The sequence below is a fragment of the Paraburkholderia dipogonis genome (assembly GCF_046027395.1).
GTDB lineage: Bacteria > Pseudomonadota > Gammaproteobacteria > Burkholderiales > Burkholderiaceae > Paraburkholderia > Paraburkholderia dipogonis_A.
Window position 1 is genome coordinate 36,282 of sequence record NZ_JAQQEG010000023.1, and the last position, 22,358, is coordinate 58,639.

At 58.8% G+C, this 22,358-nt stretch carries 24 protein-coding genes; 12 read left to right on the forward strand and 12 right to left on the reverse strand.

The window, feature by feature from the left end:
* Positions 1-3: 3 nt before the first annotated feature.
* On the reverse strand, positions 4-837 hold the full coding sequence (locus PQR32_RS23585; protein WP_408232339.1) for an aromatic-ring hydroxylase C-terminal domain-containing protein: 834 nt from the start codon (positions 835-837) through the stop codon (positions 4-6).
* Between the two features lie 239 nt (positions 838-1,076).
* Positions 1,077-2,213 carry a glutathione-independent formaldehyde dehydrogenase gene (locus PQR32_RS23590; RefSeq protein WP_408232342.1) on the reverse strand — a complete coding sequence of 379 codons (1,137 nt, stop codon included), beginning with the start codon at positions 2,211-2,213 and terminating at the stop codon, positions 1,077-1,079.
* A 252-nt stretch (positions 2,214-2,465) separates the two neighbouring features.
* Between PQR32_RS23590 and PQR32_RS23595 the strand changes: the two genes are divergently transcribed.
* Positions 2,466-3,500 carry a flavodoxin family protein gene (locus tag PQR32_RS23595; protein ID WP_408232583.1) on the forward strand — a complete coding sequence of 345 codons (1,035 nt, stop codon included), beginning with the start codon at positions 2,466-2,468 and terminating at the stop codon, positions 3,498-3,500.
* Between the two features lie 222 nt (positions 3,501-3,722).
* Here PQR32_RS23595 and PQR32_RS23600 read toward each other — a convergent pair whose 3' ends face one another.
* Positions 3,723-3,953, reverse strand: a complete 231-nt coding sequence (locus PQR32_RS23600) for a response regulator (RefSeq protein ID WP_408232345.1) — start codon at positions 3,951-3,953, stop codon at positions 3,723-3,725.
* A 502-nt stretch (positions 3,954-4,455) separates the two neighbouring features.
* Here PQR32_RS23600 and PQR32_RS23605 point away from each other — a divergent pair.
* Positions 4,456-6,054 carry a hybrid sensor histidine kinase/response regulator gene (locus PQR32_RS23605; protein ID WP_408232348.1) on the forward strand — a complete coding sequence of 533 codons (1,599 nt, stop codon included), beginning with the start codon at positions 4,456-4,458 and terminating at the stop codon, positions 6,052-6,054.
* A 40-nt stretch (positions 6,055-6,094) separates the two neighbouring features.
* Here the strand turns inward: PQR32_RS23605 and PQR32_RS23610 are convergent, their stop codons facing one another.
* A complete protein-coding gene (locus PQR32_RS23610; protein ID WP_408232351.1) occupies positions 6,095-6,289 on the reverse strand; it encodes a hypothetical protein in 195 nt (64 codons plus the stop codon).
* Between the two features lie 46 nt (positions 6,290-6,335).
* Here PQR32_RS23610 and PQR32_RS23615 point away from each other — a divergent pair, with 46 nt between their 5' ends.
* Positions 6,336-6,644: an acylphosphatase gene (locus tag PQR32_RS23615; protein WP_408232354.1), complete on the forward strand. Its 309-nt coding sequence runs from the start codon at positions 6,336-6,338 to the stop codon at positions 6,642-6,644.
* An 84-nt stretch (positions 6,645-6,728) separates the two neighbouring features.
* Here PQR32_RS23615 and arsB read toward each other — a convergent pair whose 3' ends face one another.
* Both arsB and PQR32_RS23625 read right to left on the reverse strand, forming a co-directional pair.
* A complete protein-coding gene (gene arsB, locus PQR32_RS23620) occupies positions 6,729-7,802 on the reverse strand; it encodes an ACR3 family arsenite efflux transporter (protein ID WP_408232357.1) in 1,074 nt (357 codons plus the stop codon).
* Between the two features lie 2 nt (positions 7,803-7,804).
* Positions 7,805-8,320 carry an arsenate reductase ArsC gene (locus PQR32_RS23625; RefSeq protein WP_408232360.1) on the reverse strand — a complete coding sequence of 172 codons (516 nt, stop codon included), beginning with the start codon at positions 8,318-8,320 and terminating at the stop codon, positions 7,805-7,807.
* A 198-nt stretch (positions 8,321-8,518) separates the two neighbouring features.
* Between PQR32_RS23625 and PQR32_RS23630 the strand changes: the two genes are divergently transcribed.
* The gene (locus PQR32_RS23630; protein ID WP_408232362.1) at positions 8,519-8,860 is read left to right on the forward strand and encodes an ArsR/SmtB family transcription factor; all 342 of its coding nucleotides are present in this window, start codon (positions 8,519-8,521) and stop codon (positions 8,858-8,860) included.
* 112 nt (positions 8,861-8,972) lie between these two features.
* Here PQR32_RS23630 and PQR32_RS23635 read toward each other — a convergent pair whose 3' ends face one another.
* Genes PQR32_RS23635 through arsH form a run of 3 tightly spaced genes read right to left on the reverse strand, consistent with a single transcriptional unit; the run spans position 8,973 to position 10,485 of the window.
* Positions 8,973-9,446, reverse strand: a complete 474-nt coding sequence (locus PQR32_RS23635; RefSeq protein ID WP_408232365.1) for an ArsI/CadI family heavy metal resistance metalloenzyme — start codon at positions 9,444-9,446, stop codon at positions 8,973-8,975.
* Positions 9,447-9,785 (reverse strand): ArsR/SmtB family transcription factor, encoded by a 339-nt coding sequence (locus tag PQR32_RS23640; protein ID WP_087645399.1) that lies wholly within the window; start codon positions 9,783-9,785, stop codon positions 9,447-9,449.
* A 10-nt stretch (positions 9,786-9,795) separates the two neighbouring features.
* Entirely contained in the window at positions 9,796-10,485 is a 690-nt protein-coding gene (arsH, locus tag PQR32_RS23645; protein ID WP_408232586.1) for an arsenical resistance protein ArsH, read from the reverse strand.
* 246 nt (positions 10,486-10,731) lie between these two features.
* On the opposite strand from arsH, the gene PQR32_RS23650 reads away from it, so the two are divergent.
* The 3 genes from PQR32_RS23650 to arsN2 are packed head-to-tail and all read left to right on the forward strand — an operon-like array spanning position 10,732 to position 13,182.
* Positions 10,732-11,433: a hypothetical protein gene (locus PQR32_RS23650; protein ID WP_408232368.1), complete on the forward strand. Its 702-nt coding sequence runs from the start codon at positions 10,732-10,734 to the stop codon at positions 11,431-11,433.
* Positions 11,434-11,438: 5 nt separating this feature from the next.
* Positions 11,439-12,698, forward strand: a complete 1,260-nt coding sequence (locus tag PQR32_RS23655; protein ID WP_459251909.1) for an MFS transporter — start codon at positions 11,439-11,441, stop codon at positions 12,696-12,698.
* A 34-nt stretch (positions 12,699-12,732) separates the two neighbouring features.
* Positions 12,733-13,182, forward strand: coding sequence for an arsenic resistance N-acetyltransferase ArsN2 (gene arsN2, locus PQR32_RS23660; protein WP_408206146.1), 450 nt, complete (start codon positions 12,733-12,735; stop codon positions 13,180-13,182).
* Between the two features lie 125 nt (positions 13,183-13,307).
* On the opposite strand, the gene PQR32_RS23665 is transcribed toward arsN2, so the two are convergent.
* The 3 genes from PQR32_RS23665 to PQR32_RS23675 all read right to left on the reverse strand — a co-directional run bounded on the left by PQR32_RS23665 (position 13,308) and on the right by PQR32_RS23675 (position 16,712).
* Positions 13,308-13,745 (reverse strand): hypothetical protein, encoded by a 438-nt coding sequence (locus tag PQR32_RS23665; protein WP_408232373.1) that lies wholly within the window; start codon positions 13,743-13,745, stop codon positions 13,308-13,310.
* Positions 13,746-14,277: 532 nt separating this feature from the next.
* Positions 14,278-15,360: a CaiB/BaiF CoA transferase family protein gene (locus PQR32_RS23670; RefSeq protein ID WP_408232376.1), complete on the reverse strand. Its 1,083-nt coding sequence runs from the start codon at positions 15,358-15,360 to the stop codon at positions 14,278-14,280.
* A complete protein-coding gene (locus tag PQR32_RS23675) occupies positions 15,357-16,712 on the reverse strand; it encodes an MFS transporter (protein ID WP_408232379.1) in 1,356 nt (451 codons plus the stop codon). Before PQR32_RS23675 ends, PQR32_RS23670 begins: the two co-directional genes overlap by 4 nt.
* A 281-nt stretch (positions 16,713-16,993) precedes the next feature.
* Between PQR32_RS23675 and PQR32_RS23680 the strand changes: the two genes are divergently transcribed.
* Genes PQR32_RS23680 through PQR32_RS23700 form a run of 5 tightly spaced genes read left to right on the forward strand, consistent with a single transcriptional unit; the run spans position 16,994 to position 22,297 of the window.
* Complete coding sequence (locus PQR32_RS23680; protein WP_408232382.1) at positions 16,994-18,316, forward strand: Rieske 2Fe-2S domain-containing protein; 1,323 nt, start codon at positions 16,994-16,996, stop codon at positions 18,314-18,316.
* Positions 18,317-18,343: 27 nt separating this feature from the next.
* Positions 18,344-19,306 carry a PDR/VanB family oxidoreductase gene (locus PQR32_RS23685; protein WP_408206136.1) on the forward strand — a complete coding sequence of 321 codons (963 nt, stop codon included), beginning with the start codon at positions 18,344-18,346 and terminating at the stop codon, positions 19,304-19,306.
* A 59-nt stretch (positions 19,307-19,365) separates the two neighbouring features.
* Positions 19,366-20,676 carry a CaiB/BaiF CoA transferase family protein gene (locus tag PQR32_RS23690; protein ID WP_408232385.1) on the forward strand — a complete coding sequence of 437 codons (1,311 nt, stop codon included), beginning with the start codon at positions 19,366-19,368 and terminating at the stop codon, positions 20,674-20,676.
* Positions 20,673-21,857 carry a thiolase C-terminal domain-containing protein gene (locus PQR32_RS23695; RefSeq protein ID WP_408232388.1) on the forward strand — a complete coding sequence of 395 codons (1,185 nt, stop codon included), beginning with the start codon at positions 20,673-20,675 and terminating at the stop codon, positions 21,855-21,857. Before PQR32_RS23690 ends, PQR32_RS23695 begins: the two co-directional genes overlap by 4 nt.
* The gene (locus tag PQR32_RS23700; RefSeq protein WP_408232391.1) at positions 21,854-22,297 is read left to right on the forward strand and encodes a Zn-ribbon domain-containing OB-fold protein; all 444 of its coding nucleotides are present in this window, start codon (positions 21,854-21,856) and stop codon (positions 22,295-22,297) included. The genes PQR32_RS23695 and PQR32_RS23700 overlap by 4 nt, the downstream gene beginning before the upstream one ends.
* Positions 22,298-22,358: the final 61 nt, after the last annotated feature.

Sequence of the window (22,358 nt, forward strand, 5' to 3'; positions counted from 1 at the left end):
TTCTCACAAAATGGTTGAAATCATTCGAAGTGCCTTCCTTGGCTTTGTGTTCGGCGGTCCCGTCCAGGCTTTTCCCAATACATCCGACAGGGCAGATTGGAGGAGCCCTTTCGCCATTGAAGCGTCGAAGACGTTTTCGCTTTGCCGCCAGGCGACATATCCGTCTGGACGAACGAGAAGCGCCCCCGCCTCTGAGACCTCACGCACACGTTGCCAGTCGCAGTACGGGTCTTGCGAGTCATTCGCACCGGTTACGACCATACGCAGAAATGGCAAGCCCAGCTCCTCAGAGGCTTTGACCCACGCACCACCAGACAGGCCCGTCACCAGCGTGAACTTCCCTTTTCCGGTGACGTCGAGGGTAGAGACGCGATTGCCATGCTTGTCGATGAGCCACGCGTGCGGAATCTTCGCGCCCGGTCGCGTGGTCGCTTGCAGATAAAGTTCCTGGTCACGCTTCCATTCCTCGGCGCCGACCTGCCCGTCTGGGATGACCGCTGACGAGGAGTACTGTTGGTTCATTTCAACGCCTTGTGCGTTGAATTCGCGGTTCTTGAGTTCCAGGGCCTTCTCAGCCGCCTGGCGTGCCTTTGCGCCTTCGGGACCTGGGTCCTTGAACCGTGCAATGCCCGCCGCGACCGGATTCTCTGCGCCTTCGACGCTGAAGACCGCTTTGATAGGCGCGTATCCAAGCTCATACCCAACTTCTATGGCGTCTGTAATGGCCCGACTCAGGTCCATACGAAGCACTGGGTCGCCGTCAATTAGCATCGCCAGTTCTTGCACGGCCGACGTGCGGAGAGCCAGGCCCGCGCGTTCGCGCGCTTTCCTGGCCAAGTCCTGTCTAAATGCAATGAGCTCAGCTTCCTTGCGGTAACCAGCCGCCTAGACGGCGGCGTTCTTCAAGTACGCTTTCTGTGCGACCGGGCATTTGCTGCTCCTTCATTCTTCGATGCTGGCAGATAGCAAGAAGCCAGCCCGAGGATGTCCCGCTCCGCGTCAGGACACAGGCTAAGGGCCGCTGGGTATTTCGTACTCCAGCGGCAAATGCGTTACCGGCAAAACCTTCAATACGGCTACGCCGCCGTCTTCAGCACGACCTTCGTCCATCCGTCATCTCTAGCGTCGAAATGGGCGTAACCCTCCGCCGCATTTTCGAGCGGTAGCTGGTGAGAGATGATTTCAGATGGCTTCGCTTTGCCTGCAGCTACGAGGTCGCGCAGCTTCCGGTTATACGCCTTCACGTTCGCCTGGCCCGTCGCGATATGTTGGCCTTTCATCCAAAGCTGGCCGAAGTCGAGCGCGAGCTGGCCCTTCTTGGCGAGTGCGTCTTCAGCTTTCGGGTCCTCGGCGACAAAAACGCCGACGACGCCGATACCTCCAGTCGGCCGCACCGCCTTGATGAGGTTGTTCATTGTCGCGTTGGGCACTTCGTGGCCTTTGCAACTGCACTGGTATCCGACGCATTCGCAGCCTCGGTCGGCGCCTTCGCCACCGGTTAGCTCCATCACCTGGTCAGCCGACGAGCCATCGCTGTCATCAATCGGAATGGCTCCGAGCTTTTCCGCGAGCGCCAGCCGGTCCGCATGCGTATCGACCACCATGACCTTGCTTGCGCCTTTTATTGACGCAGAAAGAGCGGCCATCAGTCCGACCGGCCCTGCACCGTAGATGACTACACTGTCGCCGGGCTCGACACCAGCTAGAACTGTGGCGTGATAGCCGGTGGGAAAAATATCCGACAACATTACGTAGTCGTTCTCTTTTTCTTCGGCATCTGGCGGCAAGACGAGGCAATTAAAGTCGCCGAACGGAACACGGAGATATTCCGCCTGCCCTCCGCTATATGGACCCATGCCCGCGAACCCGTACGCCGCACCCGCGACCCCAGGGTTTGCGGTCAAACAGAATCCGGTCAGTCCTCTCTCGCAGTTCTTGCAAAACCCGCAGCCAATATTGAAGGGAAGGCATACCCGGTCACCCACCTTGATGCGCTCGACGCCTTTTCCGACCTCGGCGACAACGCCAAGATTCTCGTGGCCGAGGATGCGTCCGGTTTCCATGTTCGTGCGACCTTCGTACATGTGCAGGTCTGAACCGCAGATGTTGGTGGTCGTGATTTTCACAAGGACGTCGGTCGGCTTCTCAATTTTAGCGTCGGGCATTTCCTTCACGACGACTTTGCGTGGCCCCTCATAAACAAGTGCTTTCATTTTCCTATCTCCATTGAAATTGGCGGCACTGCCGTTCGGACAGCGTGGCAACAAGTCAGCATCTCCCGTGCCTCAAGGTGTCGGCATGGTTGGCCGTCGACTGGTCCAGCAATTGCTCAATGGTCAAAATCAGCACGCGCTGGATATTCAAGCGCCAAGGAGAACACGATGTCGGCAAACAATGGGGAGGACCCAAAAAAGCGCACCACGGAACAGAAGATTGAGGTTCGAAAGGGTCAGGTAACAGAGAAGATGTCGCGCGAGGCCTTCAGGCAGCGCTTCATGGCCAGATTTTATGACCCCGCGTTTCGTGTTGAGGATGCATCGCTAGCACGGGTGGAGGACATAGCATGGAAAGCCTATGCGGAAGGCCGTAAGTCACCTATCACCGAGAAGGCTGGACCGGGGTTCGCCGACCCCGACTACGATTTATCCGTCGAATGGCGTGATGCCAGTGAGCGAATCAAGGCTGCACAGCGCAAGCAGGCCGACCCATCATCGACGAGTCGCATTCTCCTTGTGAACGCGTCATCTCGCAACGACTATTCATGTCCGGGCGAGATGTCGAAAAGCTTCCGTATGTCGAAGCTTGTCCAGACCACGCTCGAATCGAACAGCATCGAAGTGGACTTGCTGGACCTGTCTCGCCTCACGTCGGACCGCGATTTACACATCCACCCCTGCAAGGGCTGTGTCTCAACGGCTATGCCTCTTTGTCACTGGCCGTGTAGCTGCTATCCCAATCATTCGCTCGGGATGGTGAACGACTGGATGAACGAGATATACGAGCGCTTTGCGGCGGCCCACGCCGTTATCTTCATCACACCGGTGTATTGGTATCAGGTGAGCAGCCCGCTCAAGCTCCTGATGGATAGGCTTGTATGTGCTGATGGTGGAAATCCCGACCCGACGAGCACGCACGGGAAAAAGGCGGAAGAGGCGAAAAAGCTGGAGCTTGCTGGGTGGGACTATCCGAAGCACCTCGCAGGCCGTGCCTACGGACTGGTCGTCCACGGCGACGTCGCGGGCATCGAAGGTTCTCGCCGTGCGCTGACTGACTGGCTGGACTGGATGGGCTTCGTTGAAGCGGGAGGCAAATCCCGTCTCGACCGGTTTATCGGCTATTACGAACCCTATGCAACGAGTCATGCCACCCTGGATGCAGACGACGATATGCAAAAGGAAGTGGTGAATGTCGCGCTTGCCGTTGCGAACGCCGTCACCGCCATCAGAGCGGGCAAGCTCGAAGAACCCGACGCGAACCTGGAAGCGCCACGGTCAAAATAAAGCACGGTTCAGTTGGACCCGATTCGGCAAGCGAGATAGCTGTGCTTAGCCAGGCCGAGCCATTGCATTGAACCGCCCTCACGGAGGCGCTAACCTGCAACAGAAGCAGTCCGACACTGGCTTGCGAAGCTGGTGTCGTCGCGTATCAGATAGCGACAGAAGAGGCGCAGTCACGTTCACGGCTTCGTCCGGTTTAGGGCCGCGGGAGCAGGTATCGAATGTTCAGTGCTCGCACGTGTATTCATGCACTTCCGGGTGCGGTTCGTCCAGAAGGTTATGAATCAGCTTTATCAGCTGACCTATGGAGGCTGGCTTCAACAAAAGCGCATCCCATAGCTGTTCACTCGGATGAGGCGGCAACGCGACCGACAACATCACCACTGGAATGCCGGCCATCGCAACGTCGGCCTTCAATCGTCGACACAATTCAACGCCATCAATGCGAGGCATCATTCAGTCGGTCACAATGATTTGGTCTCTCGATAGCAGCGGCAGCGAGCGCCGCCTGCCCGTCTAGCGCCGTGAGCACGCGAAATCCTTCCCATTCCAGCAGCCATCGAAGGGGGCGCAGAATGTTTGGGGCATCGTCAACAAGAGGTATCGTCGCCAACTTACGGGCCACTTTCGCATCGACAGGTTAACGTATTGAGGCCGCAATAAACGTTCCTTGCCCTGCCGCCGCTGTGGACGGCCGTGCTACCGCGATTGGTCTTTGTGGCGCAGCGACTACAATTCATCCAGCGCGGCAATCTTTTCCGCTCTTCGGTGGTGCAAGTTACAACTTGGAGGCCATATGGCCGGACCGTCTGCCCCCTCCGCAGCGGACCGCGCACGCTGCGCGGGCACCCTTGCCACAACAGCGCTTGGCACGCGCCCCAATCGACCGCCCGATTTCGCTGCTGAAAGCGAATCGATGCATCGTCTGGCGCGGGCGCTGACCTCGTCGGATGGCGCTATGCTCCAGACGCTCTCGGACATGGCACTTAATTTGTGTGAGGCGGGTAGCGCGGGCATTGCGTTGCTGGAACGCGGCACCGACGGCCCCCCGGTCTTCCGCTGGGCCGCGGTTTCGGGCGAATGCGTCGCCGCTGTAGGTACTACGCCTCCGGTGGAAGACAGCCCGAGCGGCATTGCGCTCGATTTAGCTACGGGGCAACTGTTCTCGTTTCCCCAAAACCACTTCGCGTGTCTGCAGCACGTTGTCCCCGAGATTATCGAAGAATTGGTCGTACCGATTCCTGGCGAACCTGAGCCATGGGGCACTGTTTGGGTGATGTCTCACGACAGGGAGCGCCTGTTTGACTCCGAGGACCTCAGAATCCTTACCAGCCTCGCGAACTTCACCTGCGCTGCGCTCACCATAATGCGGGCAAAGGCTGATGCTGAAGCCCGCGCGGCTGAAGCGGAGGCAGCGAGGAATGCACTGGCTCTGGCTGAAGCACGCAAGGACGATTTCATTGCGACCCTGAGCCATGAGTTGCGCAATCCCATTGCCCCGATTGACAGCGCCCTGACTGCAGCGCGGAAGCTCGCTTCAGACAATTCCGCCGTGTTGTCGGCTTTGGGTATCGCCGACAGGCAGATTCGGCTATTGAAACGTCTCGTGAGCGACCTGCTCGACGCGTCCCGGATACGGCACGGCAAACTTTCCGTCCGTCCATCCTACGGGTTACTTCAGGACATCGTGGGGGACGCGGTGACGGCGATGAAAGCTGACGCCAACAACGGTCAGCATCGACTGCATATCATTGCTCCGCCGTATCCGGTGACCGTCCACGCGGACGCCGCCCGTCTCACGCAGGTCGTGTCGAATCTGCTGTCGAACGCGGTGAAATACACCCCCCCCGGCGGCGACATCACTCTATTGGTAGAGGCACCAGACCTCAGTACCGGGTCGATACACGATTCATCGCCCCGCACTGCGGTCATCACGGTGAGGGACAACGGCGCTGGCATTTCATCTTCATTGCTGCCACACGTCTTCGACATGTTTGCCCAGTCGGCTTCGGCGCGCCGACATGTAGAAGGCGGACTCGGAATTGGACTGGCCGTCGTGAAGCATCTGGTGACGGCACACAACGGCACCGTCACAATTGCGAGCGCTGGCGAAGGCCAGGGGACGGAAGTCAGCCTGCAGCTCCCCATCGTCTGCGAAAGCACGGGCGAGGTCACCATACTCGCGAGGCGCACGATGGCGCCGATGCGCATCCTCCTTGTAGACGACAGCGCAGACGCGACGGAGGCAGTAGGCACATTGCTGGAACTGGAGGGGCACGAAGTGAAGCGCGCGCAGAGCGGGGCCGACGCGCTCTCGATAGTGGAGTCATTTACTCCGGATGTTGCCCTGATTGACATCACAATGCCTGGCATGGACGGCCTTGAGCTTGCGCAACTGCTTCGTCTGCGGGCGCAGTGCTGCCTGACGAAGCTGGTGGCATTGACGGGCTACACCAACGCTGCCGGCAGGCTCCAGACTGACGAACGGATATTTGACGGTCATCTGACCAAGCCGCTGTCGCTCGATGACCTCGCAGATGTTCTACGAGCTTCATAGGGTTGAGTAACCCCGATGAAAAAACGAGGGAAGACGGGTTTCACACGGCAGCCGCAATGGATATGCGCGCTCCGCTGGACGGCACAAAACAGCGTGCGAAATCGTGTTCCATCACGGTGCGCTTTTGCTGCAGCAGCGCCGCGTTTCTGAGGCCATCTCTTGCCCTTGGCATTTCCGCGAAGCGCCTGTGGGAGAGAAGATGCGCAAGCATGCGGCTGCGGCCGAGCCGCTTCATTGACCGTCCCCGCAAGTGCATCGACCTGTAACTGCAGTAGGCGCGCATGAAATCTCACGAAAAGGACGAGCCGCTCGAGACCGGACTGGTTCAGGTCCGTGGTCAGGTGCAAGGCGTGGGCTATCGGGAGGCCTGTGTACGTCGCGCGAGAAAACTGGGCGTCACCGGTTGGGTCCGCAACCGCATGGATGGTTCGGTGGAGGCGATGCTGCAGGGCTCGCCGGAGCAACTGGCAGCCATGTGCGCCTGGCTCAGCGAGGGCATGTCCGCAGCGCTTGTCGACGCGCTTGAGGTAACCGAGGTGCCGCCACCGTTTGCCCGATTTGACAACTTCGAGCGTTTGCCCACGCTGTAAAGGCAAGCAAACCGCTCCGATGAAAGAAGGCGTCTTTCCGCATTCGCGCGGTGCCGTCTTCGCAGCGGAAAGCGGCTGAGTCAGTCACGACGACCGTTGATACCAGTTACGAGACGAGTTGACGACCTTGACTACGACCAGCATGACCGGCACTTCGATGAGCACGCCGACCACTGTTGCAAGTGCAGCACCGGACTTCAGACCGAACAGGCTGATGGCCGTTGCAACAGCAAGTTCAAAGAAGTTGGACGCGCCAATCAGGCAGGACGGTGCAGCAACGTCGTGCGATACGCCCAGTTGCCGGTTCGCCAGATAGGCGAGAGACGAGTTGATAATCACCTGAATCAGGATAGGCACCGCGAGAAGCAGGATGACGAGAGGCTGAGCAATGATTTGCTCACCCTGGAACGCGAAGAGCAGCACAAGTGTCAGTAGCAGCGCAGCGATGGAGAATGGGCCAATCTTCGAGAGCGCTTTCTGGAAGGTCTGCTCGCCCTGACGTAGGAGAGTCTTGCGAATAACCTGCGCAATAATGACGGGGATGACGATGTAGAGCACCACAGAGGTCAGCAATGTATCCCAAGGCACCGCAATGTTCGAGATGCCGAGCAGCAGACCCACGACCGGGGCGAACGCGAACACCATAATCAGGTCGTTCAACGCGACCTGGGACAGCGTGAAGTACGGGTCACCTTTCGTCAGCTGACTCCAGACGAAGACCATCGCTGTGCAAGGCGCTGCAGCCAGAAGAATCAGGCCGGCCACGTAGCTGTCGAGCTGGTCAGCGGGCAGCAGCGACGCGAATACGTGCCGCACGAAGACCCATGCCAGAAACGCCATCGTGAACGGCTTGACCGCCCAGTTGATGACCAGCGTCACGCCAATGCCTTTCAGCTGGGTGCGAACCTTGCCGAGCGATGCGAAGTCAATGCGCAACAGCATCGGAATAATCATGACCCAAATCAGAATCCCGACGGGGATGTTGACGTGGGCGAACTCCAGCGTAGATACGGTGTGGACAGCGCCGGGCAACAGCTTGCCGAGAACGATGCCGACCACAATGCATAGCGCGACCCACACGGACAGATAGCGCTCGAAAAAACCGATGCCGCTCGGCGCCCGCCGAGCGGCCTTCGCGACTGGTTGACTGCCTGCCATCGTTACTCTCCCTTCTCACGCAGCGACGTGCCGATGTTCTGCATTTCCTGCTGGACCGCAACGCGGTCCAGCTTTTCGAGCGGCAGATTCGCGAAGAGCTCGATGCGCTTCTTCATCTGCACGTAGGCCTGCAGGAATGCCTTGCGCTTGGCGTCGTCAGAGCCTTCGGCCGTCGAGGGGTCAGCTACGCCCCAGTGTGCTTTCGCAGGGTGACCGGGCCAAATCGGGCATACCTCGCCAGCTGCGTTGTCGCAGACAGTAAAAATGAAATCGATTTGCGGTGCGCCGTCTTCAGCGAATTCGTCCCAGCTCTTGCTGCGTAGCCCTTCGGTCGAAATCCCCTGTGAACGCAGCAGGTCAAGCGCAAAAGGGTTCGGAGCAGTGCCAGGGTGACTGCCGGCGCTGTACCCCACGAAGCGGTCGCTCGCGAGTTCATTCAATGCCGCTTCCGCCAGAATGGAGCGTGCGGAGTTGTGGGTACAGAGGAATAAGACATTGTATTTTCGGTGTTCTGTCACAGACTTCTCCTGACGACGCCTAGTCGCGGTGGAATGGTTAACTCTATATCTCCAATATAATGGAAACGTTGTGACGCAGCAAGCGCGGGCGCAATGTGCGTTCGTCACAAGCAGCCGTGACATTCGTGGGGCTGCAGTTCCGCCCGACGCCGGCGGCGTCGCGTTAGAATCGGCACATAACCTTGAAGACAGAGCCTTATGAAGGAAAAAGACGCCATCAAAGCTTTGGCCGCGCTCGCACAGCCGACGCGCCTGGCTATTTTTCGCCTGCTCGTCACAGCCGGGCCGGAGGGTCTCAACGTCGGAGTCATCCAGGAGCATCTTGACCTGGCTAGCGCGACGCTCTCCTTCCATCTCAAGGAGCTGACGCATGCTGGCCTGGTAACGTCTCGCCAGGAAGGGCGCTTCGTATACTACGGGCCCGAAATCGAGCACATGAACGACCTGGTTGGCTTTCTGACCGAGAACTGCTGCCAGGGAGTGGGCTCGGCTGCATGCAAGCCCGCCAAGAGAGTGAAGTGCAAGCCCGTGACCGCATGAACAGACGCTTAATGCGGTAAGTCGCGCAGAAACACACTTCCATCCTGCGCATCATCCAACTGCAACGGCCGCCTCGTAACCTTGGGCGGCCGTTTGTTTTTGTCGCCGCCAATCAGCAGCAGCCGACTTTTTTCTCAATCACGGCCGGAATCGAGGTAACCGGGGCACAGCAGGCCCCGCCCGCTTCAGGAGCGGCCGACTCCCGGCTGTCCGCTCCGAACATCGGGATGCCGCCGAGGGTGTGATACGTCTCCCACGGGACGCCAGCCGGGTCCTGCGTCCAGTACTTGTTCGAGCTGGCGTAGCAGCACTGGGCGCTAGGTTGGTCCTGTACCGCGACGCTACCGGCTACGACCTGTTCGCGAAGAGCAGCCAACTCTTCGTCACTGTCGACCTGAAAGCCGAGGTGATTGACGCCAGTCTCACCGCCACGCGCTGAAATGGCGAAGTTCATGCGGGGGTCCTCCAGCATCCACTTCGCGTAATCGTCCTTGAGTACCGACGGTTCCGCGCCGAACATGGTGCTATAGAAACGCACGCTTTCGTCAAGCGTCGGGACAACAACGTGCACGTGAAATCGCTTCATTTACGCCTCCGTTTCGTTGGTCGCGCAGCCGCATTGCTCTGCTTGCTCCGCCGCGCAGCAGTTTTCCATCAGGAAATCCATGAGCGTCTGCATGTGGTCATAGCTGGCGCAGTAGATGATGAACCGGCCCTGACTCTTGCCTTCAATGAGCTCCGCGTGGGCGAGCTCCTTCAGGTGAAATGACAGCGTGGGCGCCGGGAGCCCCAGCTTTTCGGCAATCGCTCCTGGACTCATACCCGAGCGTCCAGCTGTCACCAGAAGACGGAAGACCGCGAGACGGGTTTCATGTGCGAGCGCTGCGAGCGCCTTGACTGCCAGCTTCGAATCCAGGGTTGCCATGACGTGCCTCTTAATGATTGCTCGCCTGCGCTTCTTTGCGGGAATGACCAGCGATTGCTTGGGAGGCCAGGTCGGTCGCCGGGTCGAGCGGACGGTGTTCCTTCACACGTTCGCTGTACCGGTCGACAAGATAGTCGGCACGCCCGCGAAGTAGCAGCGTGAATTTGACGAGTTCCTCCATGACGTCAACCAAGCGGTCGTAGTACGGGGACGGCTTCATTCGCCCATCCTCTTCGAACTCCTCGAACGCCTTTGCGACAGAACTCTGGTTGGGGATGGTGAACATCCGCATCCACCTGCCAAGCTGACGCAGTTGATTAACCGAGTTGAAGGACTGCGAGCCACCACTGACTTGCATGACGGCGAGCGTGCGCCCCTGCGTCGGACGGATACCGCCGCTCACCAGCGGCAGATGGTCAATCTGCGTCTTTATCAGACCGGTGATGGTGCCGTGGCGCTCTGGGCTGCACCACACGTGCCCCTCTGACCACAGCGACAGCTCGAGCAGCTCCTTGACCTTGGGATGGTTCTTCACGTCGATGTCGTCCGCGTGTGGCAGACCGCGCGGGTCGAAAATCCGCGTTTCCGCACCGAACGTCTGCAACAGGCGAGCAGCTTCCTCGACGAGCAACCGCGAGTACGAGCGCTGACGCAGCGAACCGTAGAGCAGCAGAATCCTGACCGGTGGCTGCCCCTCCATGCCGAGGCGCGCTGCAATATCGGTGTCGAAAAAATCTGTCCTGGCGGCCGGGAAGGTCCGGTCGCCATTGATTGCGTGAACTGTCATCTCATTACCCTGCTATTTGACATTTCCAATTATATGGAGGCGTTCCGTCGATTCAAGACGGCTTTGCAGCCCTGCCGAATACGGCCACGTTCTCACTCCGATACTTGCATTCTACGACATTTCCGGTATTCTGGAAATGTGAAATCTTCTGAGGCTGCCATGGACTACGACGACCAGGTTTTGACTGACTCGCTCCTACCGGTATCGGGAGGGTGGCATTGCCGCTCCATGCGGGGATTCCTCATGCTGATGGCACACGGGCGAACTGCTGAAGCAGCGACACAATCTGCTGGCGGGCGCGCTACGACAAAATCATGGTGCGGGTCGCTCCCGGCGGACGTAGCACAGGCGTTTGAGTTGGAGACTGGATACGCGACATCAGCGATTGCATTAACAGCAGCGGTCGACGAGAAACTTGAGCTTGCGCGATTCCTGGCTGCAGACGGCTCGTCGGCGGCTGTCCTCGTCATGGATGCGGAAGTCCTGAGCCGTGTCTGGCCGCCGTGTGACTGGAAGACGCCGTTGCTGCGAGTCCGCAATCGTCTCGCCGACGAGGGCTCGAAGTTTTTTGTCGCATTGACCGCGCGTCATGAGAAAGGAGGCGTCACTGGGGCATCTGCACGCCTGAGAGAGCGGTTCGTCGCGCTACGCGTCCAGCGGTATTGCGAACGGGAAGGAATCGGCTTTCTCGGCGCCGTACAGACAACCCCGCCGATGGCGGTGACACGCAATAGTTGGCCCCTCCATGAGCGGGTCGGCACCATCATCGCCCACAGACTCGCTTCCACTACGTTCTTTTGCTGCGACGCATTCCGCACCGGCGGTGCCACCGTCAACACACTGAACCAGATGAGAGGCTGAAGAAATTGAGCACGATGTCAACTCGGGATGAGAACGCGAGTGGTACCGCGCCAGCAGACATCCAAGACCGGCTCGTTACGTGGGCCTTGGCGCTGGCACAACTGGTGTCTTGGGGTTCCGTTTATTATTCTTTTTCCCTGCTGGTCGTTCCCATGGAGCAAACCATGGGCTGGAGTCGGACGGCGATGAACGCCGCGCTCTCCGTAGGGTTACTGGTTTCAGGGTTCGCGGCCTATCCCATCGGGCGCTGGATTGACCATGGACTGGGGCGTCGCATCATGGCTATCGGGTCGGTCGTCGCCGCGGCCATGCTGCTGCTCTGGGCAGGCGCGCATTCGCTGACGGTCCTCTTCGTTGTATGGATAGGCCTCGGGATTTCGATGGCTGCCACCTTCTACGACCCTGTCTTCGCCGTTGTAACGCACCGGTATCCACGAAGCTTCCGTAACAAAATCACGCTCATTACGCTGGTGGCCGGGTTCGCCAGTACGGTCTTTATTCCGTTGACCCAGTTCCTCGTTGGCTCAGTCGGGTGGCGCACGTCGCTTGTTGTCCTGGCTGCACTGAACCTCCTCGTCTGCCTTCCTATCCACGTGCTGGCAATCCGTTCGTCGAAGGCTGACGCGGGAGTACGGCCGACCAGTGGTGAGGTCAAACTGGCGAACGATGCGGCTACCCGCCGCGCGCTTCGTTCGCCAATTTTCTGGGCGCTCGCTGTCTGCTTCACTGCCTACTACGCGACGTTCGCGGCACTCACATTTCATCTGGTGCCGCTCATGGTCGAGCGCGGCGTGTCGAACGCCGTGCTGGTAACGACCATGGCGCTCATCGGACCCGCTCAGGTAGCCGCACGGGCCGTCTGGTTCACCTTCGGTCGCACGGTTCATGTTAGTACCGTGGGCATCATCATCGTGACGCTATTCCCGCTCTCGACCGTTATTCTGATAGGTGCCGGTCATTCGGCTGCAATGCTTTGGTTATTCGCGCTTTGCTACGGCGCTGCGAATGGCATGATGACCATCCTCCGCGGCACCATCGTGCAGGACCTGATGTGGACCGAAGGCTACGGCGCAGTTAGCGGCATGCTTTCGTTCCCGTCGAACGTCGCCAAGGGAATAGCGCCGATTGCCGCGGCCAGCATTTGGAGCTTCACTCGCGGTTATTTAGCTGTCGAGTGGACCGTGTTCCTTGTTTCGATAGTGTCAGCAATTGCGTTCTTCGTCGCTGTTCGAGTCAGCCGTCACACGGCAACTAGAGCCGCCTGATTTCGCTTCTAAATCGTAAGAGACAACTCCGACTATGAAGGTACGTTCCGCGCGAAGCGAAGACCTCGACGCCATTGCGGCATTGCTCGCAATGAATGAGTTGCCGGCTTCCGATGTCACACCCAACCTGTTACGCGATTTTGCCGTCGCAGAAGATGCCCACGGGTCAGTGGTCGGCAGCGTTGGCCTGGAGAGGTTTGGAGCCGACGCGCTACTGCGGTCATTGGCGGTTGCAGGGCCTGAGCGCAGGGCTGGATTGGGAAGCAAGCTGCTCGCACATGCAGAAGAGACGGCGCTCGCTTCGGGCATATCGGAGTTATGGTTGCTCACGACGACCGCGACCGACTTCTTTCGGCGGGCCGGCTACGCATTCGACGACCGCCCGAGCGCGCCAGCGGGGATTCAGACCAGCACGCAGTTCGCGCAGCTTTGTCCAAGTACTGCCGTCTGCATGAGAAAGAAGCTGAAATCCACTCGCGCGTAATACCCACGTCGTCGACAGGACGGCGAAGCACGTGTCGTGGTTATCCCCCCATGCGCGACGCCGGAAACGCCAACCAATCCCGCTTCTTCGTTAGTATGATTGTTTGCACTTTCCGGGGGCCTAAGCTATCCGTTCCACACCGAACGCACCTCGTCGAAGTGCACCTGCACGTCACCGAAAGCTCTCTCTGTGAGCAGCTTTTTGCTATTCAGTTCGATTACGTGCGCGCCCATCTCATACGCCTTGAGAGCGGGAGACCGCGTCGCGCAAAGAATCAACTGAGTATCGTTCCGCACATACTTCATAATTGCCTTATGGATGACCTCGTAGTTCATCTGCGCCTGGTCCTGCTGGTTCGGGGTATCCAGTATCAATGCACTGACCACCTCGGTACCATGAATCTCAATGAGGTGATAAAGAGCCAACTGATATGCGAGATGCAAACGCGCACCTTCAGCGGCTCCGCCACTGTCGACGATACGACGGTAGTATCGGCGACAAGACCGTTGTCGACTAAGTTGCTGCCCACGGGGCGGCGGTTCAGTGAGCGGAATGCAGCTCATAGGCTCATTCGGATTAATCTTCGGGAGCCAAACACGAGTCCGCAACATGGACTTGGATTTGAGGGCGCGGCGGCCGCGACACTCAAGTTGCTCGACGCGGCCGCGGAGTGAAGTGTCTACGAACCGCGGACGGGTCAGCTGTAGAAGGCCCAAGGGGGCGCGCCAAAATGCTTCTTGAACAACACCGCGAACGCACTTTAGTTGGCGTACCCGCTGTCTAAAGCAACGTCAATGACTCGCTCTCCGTCTGCTATCCGACGAAGCGCGAAAAGAGCCTCGCCTGTTGGCGCCACTGGGCAAAAGACATCCCGGTGTCTTTTTGGAATACACGATGTATCGTCTTCGCTGTGGTGCGCACCTCAAATATCAGTCGCAAGTACATTAATTGGCGCGTCGCCTTCGTTTGACGAGTAGCCAAACGCGACGCTTGGGATGCGCGAAATTCGAAGCGAAGGTGCGTCTCGCCGCCTCCAAGGTTCTTCGACAGGACAGCCTCGCCTTGTACCCGAATCTCTTAAAGGCGACGATTATCCTAGTGGCTCCAATACGCAATCAAGGTCGCAATCTCGACCTTGGCTGGGTCAGTCCTTTGATGAGCGGGCTTCGAGTTGCTGAACCGAGGAGCTGGCGCAGGCCGTACGACGCCGCCGACATCGACGAATGTTTCTCTTGCCTTCAGGTGGTCGTTCTGGTGCGCTTCGTCCATGGACAAGACGGGGCTCACGCATGCATCGGTTCCATCGAAGATTGCGCTCCATTCTTCGCGCGTCTTCCCGACGAATGCATTCTCCAGCTTCTCTCGGATAGTTGGCCAGTTGCCCCTGTCCTTTCTCGACGGAAAACTTTCGGGAGCAAATCCCAACTTCGTGAGCATCAGCTGCCAGAACGGTTCTTCAATTGCGCCTACTGCGACCCACTTTTTGTCCGCCGTTTGATACGTGTCATACCACGGCGCGCCACCGTCGAGTTCATTCGTGGCGCGCGGTCCCTGCCATTTCCCTTGCGCGCGAAGACGGTAGAACAGCGACATCAGGTAGCTCGCACCGTCGACCATGGCAGCGTCAATCACTTGGCCTTGTCCGTTAGCGCGGGCATCTAGCACCGCCGCCAGAATGCCGAAGGCGAGGAACATCGAGCCGCCGCCATAGTCGCCCACGAGGTTCAGGGGAGCGACCGGGCGTCCCTGCGTGCCTATAGCGTCGAGCACGCCAGTGATGGCGATGTAGTTGATGTCGTGTCCGGCACTGGTTGCAAGCGGGCCATGTTGCCCCCATCCTGTCATCCGTCCATAGACGAGTCGCGAATTACGTGCCATGCAAGTGTCCGGACCGAGGCCTAGCTTCTCCATCACGCCAGGGCGGTTACCCTCGAGGACAACATCGGCGACCGAAATGAGGCGCAGCGCTTCGTCTCTGTTCTCCGGACTCTTGAGGTCGAGCGAAACGAAGCGGCGCCCACGTTGGGTGAAATCGCTCTGGCTGACGGTGGCCGTAGGGCGAGTGATTTGAATCACATCTGCGCCCATATCCGCGAGAAGCATCGCGCAGAAAGGTACCGGGCCAACAGCACCAAACTCGACTACCTTAAGTCCCTTCAGAGGTCCTACGTAGCTCATTGAGCATCCTTCTTAGCTTGTGTGGCGAGTCTCCGGCCGGCGAAAAGCACGCACATGGAAGAGAGCAGGAACAGCACTGCGACAACGACCATTCCAGTGGATAGGCTATGGGTTTGCTGCTGTATGCGGCCGATTAGCAACGGAGCGAGCCAGCCGCCTACGATTGCCCCGAATGAGCTGATGACTGCAATCACAGCGGGGCGAATCCGTTGGGGGAGATAGGTCTGCGGAATCGACCAGAAGATAGCCAACGATGCGTAGACCCCGATGTTGGCGAGCATGAAGCCGATGAGCGCCGTCGAAAGGTTGCTGGAGATGGCAACCGTCGCGTATCCAATGGCGGCAATGAGCGTGCACGCGACTGTATGCCCGACTCGTTCCTTTAGGCGGTCGGAGCGACGCGACAGCATTGTCATTCCAACCATGCCGGCAAGCGGCGGAATCGCTGCTACCAGGCCAATGTGGGTTAACGGCACGCCGTAAAGATGAAGGATTTGGGGCAACCAAGCACCAACCGTCGCGTTGCCGCAGAAGATGCCAACGTATCCCAGAATGAGCACCCAGAGCACAGGCTGCCGGAGGGCTGCAAAGGTATTCAGTTCCGCAGTCGGCGATTTCTTCAAATTCGAGATTTCGAGTTCGTTGGCCAACCAGGCTTTCTCGTCTCTCGAGAGCCACTTCGCCTGATTCGGTCGGTCGGTGAGGTAGAAAATCCCGAACACCCCGAGCATTACAGCTGGCAAACCCTCCAGCAGAAACAGCCACTTCCAGCCGGGAAGCCCGAATGTTCCATTGAGCTGCAGGATGGCGCCGGACACCAACGACGCGAGAACGTACGCTGCCGGAACCGAGTACGTAAAGATTGCGTTGTATCGCGCGCGGTAGTTGTCGGGAATCCAGTAGCTCAAGTACAAGAACACACCCGGGGTCAGCCCCGCTTCGGCAATACCAAGCAGCGCGCGCACGGTATAGAAGCTGATTGGTCCAGTCACGAACGCCATACACATGGTCACCAATCCGAACAGCATGGCAATACGTGTCAACGTAATTCGCGCCCCGAATCGCGCCAGCGCAAGGTTGCTCGGCACCTCAAACAACGAGTAGCCCAGAAACAAGATGCCCAGCCCGATGCTGTACATCTGCGGAGTAAGCCCGAGCTCCTTGTTCATCGAAAACGAGGCAAAGCTCAGATTGCCGCGGTCGAGCACCGACACGACATAAAGGGCAATCAAGTACCACATCAGCCGCTGGCCGATGCGGGAAACCGTGCGCGCGCCGTCAATCCCAATCGCGGCTGCGGGGCGGCCGTCGTCGAGAGCCGCTTCGATGGTCGTTCTCTGTGGCAGGGACACGTGTTCTCCAAGTTTTATATGTGGATGGGCCAATCTGGTGGGTGCAAATATAAGATTTCGCAGAAATCCTACCAAGTCCGGGAAATCCCTATCGAGGAGGATTGAAGCCGTGTCGTGCGAGAAGTAAACGTATATAAATCAATAATTTGCGGCAAATTATGCGTATGGGCATCGATGCATTGATTCGTTCAGAAGCCAAGTTTTCCCCTCCTTGAGCAGTTGACCAACCCTGCGTCTTCACTTAAATTGGTCCCACCAATTTGAAAATGTGGAGTCCCACAATGCTTTCTCACGAAGACAACGAAGCGCTGGTTCGCGTCGGCGCAGGTACCCCCACCGGTCAGTTCATGCGCCTCTTCTGGCTGCCGTTTTTGCCGTCGTCGGACCTGGTCGCCGACGGCGAGCCGCAACGTGTGCGGCTGCTGGGTGAAGACTTGCTCGCGTTTCGCGATAGCGAGGGGCGAGTGGGTCTCATTGACCATGTCTGTCCTCACCGCGGCGCGCCGCTAGTCTTCGGTCGCAATGAGAAGTGCGGTCTGCGCTGCGTGTATCACGGCTGGCAGTTCGGCGTCGACGGTCGCGTGCTGGATACGCCGGCCGAGCCCGAAGAGAGCCGCCTGAAGGAGAAGGTCCGCATCAAGAACTATCCGTGTCAGGAGCGCAACGGCATCGTGTGGGCATACATGGGCGAAGCGCCGCGTGATGCACTGCCTCCACTGCCGGACCTCGAATGGAACATGGTTCCCATGGAGAACGTGCACTTCAGCTTCCGTGTCCAGGAATGCAACTGGCTGCAGGCTGTCGAGGGCGAAATCGATTCAGCCCATGCCCCGATTCTTCATGGCCGTATCGACGCGCAAGGTTCTATCAACGACTGGACCGCCAAGAAAGACTTGCGCCCGGTGTTCGAATGCCAACGGCGCGATTTCGGCATCAGCATCGCGTCTCGTCGTGCGCTCGACGAGAAGAACCACTACTGGCGTGTGAACCAGTTCCTATTCCCGTTCTACACGCTGGTGCCTCCTCAGTCGAAGTATCCCGAGCTCAGCGGCCACGCCTGGGTACCCATCGACGACGAGAACACGCTCTGCTTGATGTTCTCTTACACACCGGCCACGCCGCTGTACGAGAAGTCCCGCAAGGTGTTCAAGGAAGGCTACGGTGGTCGTGAGACCGGCCACGCCAGCAAGGACGCGTTCGAGCCCCGTCCGGTATCCCAGCCGTACGCGAAGTATTGGACCAAGTTCAATCTCGCGTCGGGATTTTTGTTTAATTACGACGCTCAGACCAAGACCTGGTTCTCGGGGTTGCCCGGCCTGTGGGTACAGGACGCCGCCTGCCAATCGGGCGTATCGCCCATCTATGACCGCCGCAAGGAAAACCTCGGCATAAGCGACACCGGCATTGCAATGACGCGCCGCATGCTGCTCGAGAACATCCGCAAGCTCGCATCTGAGCGGACATCTCCGGTCCCATTGGACAAGCCAGACTTGTGGATGGTCCGCGCGGTCTCCCTCACGATGCCAGCTGGTTCATCCTGGACCGCAGATGGAGCGGAGTTCATGAAGGCTCGGCTCGGTACCGACTTCGGATACACGCCCTAATCGTCGAACGCTCATTGCCAGGTCACTATGTCCCAGCCTAACGCCGACCGAATCGACGTCCGCCTTACCCAAATTCGGCTTGAAGCGGATGACGTCGCATCCTATGAGTTCCGCCCGATTGATGCTCCTTTGCTTCCGGCATTCGAAGCAGGCGCACATATCGACCTTTATCTTCCCGAAAACCGGGTGCGGAGCTACTCACTCCTCAATGACCCACATGAACGACATCGCTATGTGATTGCGGTACAGCGTGAGGTTTCGGGACGCGGTGGCTCGGCGTGGATGCACATGACGCCGCGAGTAGGAGACCGGTTCACCATCTCTGCGCCGCTCAACAACTTCCCTCTGAACGAACAAGCTGAGAACTCCGTGTTGATTTGCGGCGGCATTGGCATCACGCCGGTGGTGTCGATGATTCGCCGGCTTGAGCGCCTGGGCGCGAGGTGGCAGCTGCATTTCGCTGCTCGCCATCGCGCTCGGGCGGCATATGCAGAAGAGCTCGCGCTGGTTCCCGAAGCAGACAACAGGGTCAAGCTACATCTTGAAAGCGAAGGCGCCCGCATAGACATTCGACGGCTCGTCTCTGAAGCCCCCGGTGGCACCCATTTTTATTGCTGCGGCCCGCGCGGAATGGTTGATGACTTCATCGCCTCGTGTACGTCGCTACCACAAGAGCAGGTTCACTTCGAGCGGTTCGCGGCCGCAAGTGAGTCCGCTACTGAAGGGGGCTTCGACGTTGTGCTGAAGAAAAGCGGCCAGCGTATCCCGGTTCAAGCAGGAAAAACCATCCTCGATGCATTGCTCGACCGAGGAGTGGACGTCCAATACGCCTGCTGCGCCGGGGTGTGCGGAACGTGTCGAACCGGTGTCATTGATGGTGTTCCTGACCATCGGGACGACTTCCTGAACGACGAAGAGAAGGCCAGCAACACGGTGGTCATGGTGTGCTGCTCTGGCGCGTCCTCGAAGACGTTGGTGTTGGACCTGTAAATTAAACGGCTGAGAAGCCGCGCGCTATAAGCAGCGCGAACTGGAATATTGGAGACTTCATGTCCTCGACGTTTGCCGAAGAGTTCCCCAAACATGAACCTCGGCCCAAAGATGCTCCCAGAGCGTTGGCTGGAATTCGGGTGGTGGACTTCACACACTTCATCGCCGGTCCGTTCGCCACAATGATGCTTGCGGACATGGGCGCTGACGTTATCAAAATCGAAGCGCCCATTCGTGGTGACGAGTTTCGATACTACCCGCCGGCTCATCCTCAGGACGAAAGCATCGGCGCGCCGTATCTCTGGTCGAATCGAAACAAGCGAAGTATCGCGCTCGATTTGAAGTCGGAAGAAGGACGTCGGATTGCTCAAGAGTTGATTGCCTTGGCGGACGTGGTCGCTGAGAACTTCTCGACCGGCGTCATGGAACGACTGGGCTTGGATTACAAGACGATTCGCGAGACTAACCCCGAGGTCATCTATTGCTCGGTCTCGGCCTATGGCCGCGAGGGTGCCTTCGCAGACCGGCTCGGCTTCGACCCCATCGCACAGGCAGAAAGCGGGTTCGTCTCAATGAACGGGTATCCCGACCGCCTTGGCGTTCGGGCGCTCTCACCTGTCATGGACATCAGTACGGCCATGATGGCGAGCAATGCGATGCTCGCAGCGCTCGTCGCTCGCGAACGCACTGGAAAGGGACAGGCAATAGAGGTTTCGTTGTTCGACAACGCAGTGCTGATGACGGGCTACGCAACGTTGCAGCACGTGTTCACTGGCGCAGAGCCGCAACGTCACGGCAACACGAGTCCCGACACCTGTCCGTCTGGCGTATTCAAAGCGTCCGACAAGGCGTTCTACATCAACTGCGGCAACAACAAGATTTTCCATCGCCTAGCAAATCAGGTGCTGGAAATGCCGGAGCTTGCCAATGACCCGGTGCTTGCCGACCGCAACGGGCGAATCGCGCGGCGCGCTGAACTTTTCAAGGTGCTAGATGAGGCCTTTGCGAAGTTCCCGTGGTCGCATTGGCAGCAGCGCATGCGTGCCGCCTCGATTCCATGCGGGGAAGTGCGGTCGGTCGGAGAAGCCATTCGGTCGGCGGAGGCACAGGAGCGCAAGCTGGTGACACGAGTGGAGCATCCTGACCTTGGCTGGTTGCCGAATGTAGCGCTGCCGTTCCGCTTCAGCGGAACGCCTGTCGAAGACCCGCGGCCTGCCCCTCGAATCGGCGAGCATAGCTTCAATGTATTGACCGAGGTGCTGGGATATGACGCCGAGGCGGCATCAGGGCTGCTTGAACGGGGCGCGGTCTACAGCTTTGCTGGCAAGGACAGAACTGCGCCGACAAAACGTACCGAGGTTGAGACATGAGCCATGAGCGAACGCTTCGTGGCAGGGTCGCAGTCGTCGGGGTCGGCGAAAGCGAATACTTCAAGTTTGGCCGGTCGCCTCATCCTGAGTTCAAGCTCGTCCTGCAGGCCGTTCTGGCTGCCTGTCGTGACGCAGGCGTCGACCCATCGGACATCGATGGCTTCGCATCGTTTGGGGAGGACCGGAACGATGCAGTTCGCCTGGCCACGGCGCTTGGCGTAAAGCGCATGCGCTCAACCACCATGCAGTGGGGCGGCGGCGGCGGGGGCTGTGCCGCCGCCGTTGCCAACGGTGCGGCCGCCATTAACGCGGGAATGGCGCAATGTTTGGTTGTGTACCGCGGGCTCGCGCAGGGGCAGTTTGGTCGCTTCGGCCAGGCGGCGTCACGTACGACCGTCTCCGGTGACATGGCTTATCAAATGCCCTACGGTGTCATGGCTCCGCCCCAGAAGTTTGCGCTTCGTGTCCAACGTTTCTTGCATGAGCACAGGGTCGAACGCGAGGCGCTACGTGCCGTGGCGCTGGCGTCGAACCTACACGCTCAAGCCAATCCTCGTGCGGTGATGTACGCCAAACCGCTAACGGCCGAGGCGTACGACGACTCCCGCTGGATTGTCGAGCCCTTCCGTCTCTTCGACTGTTGCATGGAGAACGACGGAGCGGCAGCATTGATTCTGGTCGCCGCAGAAAAGGCCCGAGATTTTGCCTGCCCGCCGGTGTATCTCCTCGGTGCAGCCAGTGGAGCAGAGTGGCGCGCCGGCGCCACTCCTCATAACGCACCCGTCTACGCATCCGCCAACTACAGTTCAATCGCGGACGACCTCTACGAGATGGCGCGGGTTGGGCCAGCCGAAGTCGGGTCGGTGCAGGCGTATGAGAATTTCACGGGTGGCGTCCTGATGTCACTATGCGAGCACGGATTTTTCAAGCCGGACGAAATCAACGACTTTATGACGCTCGAAAATCTTAGCGCTCCAGCTGGCAAGCTGCCATTGAATACAAGCGGCGGTAACCTGGGCGAGGTCTACTTGCAGGGATTCGAACTCGTCCTCGAAGCAGCAAGGCAGGTGCGTGGAGAGTCGACCAGCCAGGCGCGGAATAGTGATGTCGCATTAGTGACTGGCGGCCCAATGGTATCGCCCGCCAGTAGCCTGATTTTCGGTTCCGAGGCTACGCTATGAGCGACTCTTATCTTCCGGCCGGCCTGCCGGCACCAGTTCCTGAAGCAGACGGCGTCTCGGCACCTTACTGGGAAGGCTTGCGCGAAGAAAAGCTCCGGGTCCAGCGGTGCACACATTGTCAGACGTGGCAGTTCGGACCGGAGTGGATTTGCCACGCTTGCAGGAAGTTCGACCCCATTTGGGAGGAGATTGCTCCCCAAGGAAACATCTTCAGTTGGGAGCGTGTATGGCATCCGTCACATCCCTCTCTCGCGAACAATCTGCCGTATGTGGTGGTGCTTGTCGAGTTTCCTCAGGCTGGCAACGTCCGGATGCTAGGGAATCTCCTAGGTGACCCGACGCAGACCGTCTCGATAGGTACGCCAGTTGTGGGTGTATTCGAACACCATCACGACTCTGCGCCTCCATACACCCTTTTAAACTGGAGGCTTACAACCTGATAAGGCGCCTAGCTACGATGCGGCGGCCTGTATAATTTCCAAACATTCATGGCACCTTCAT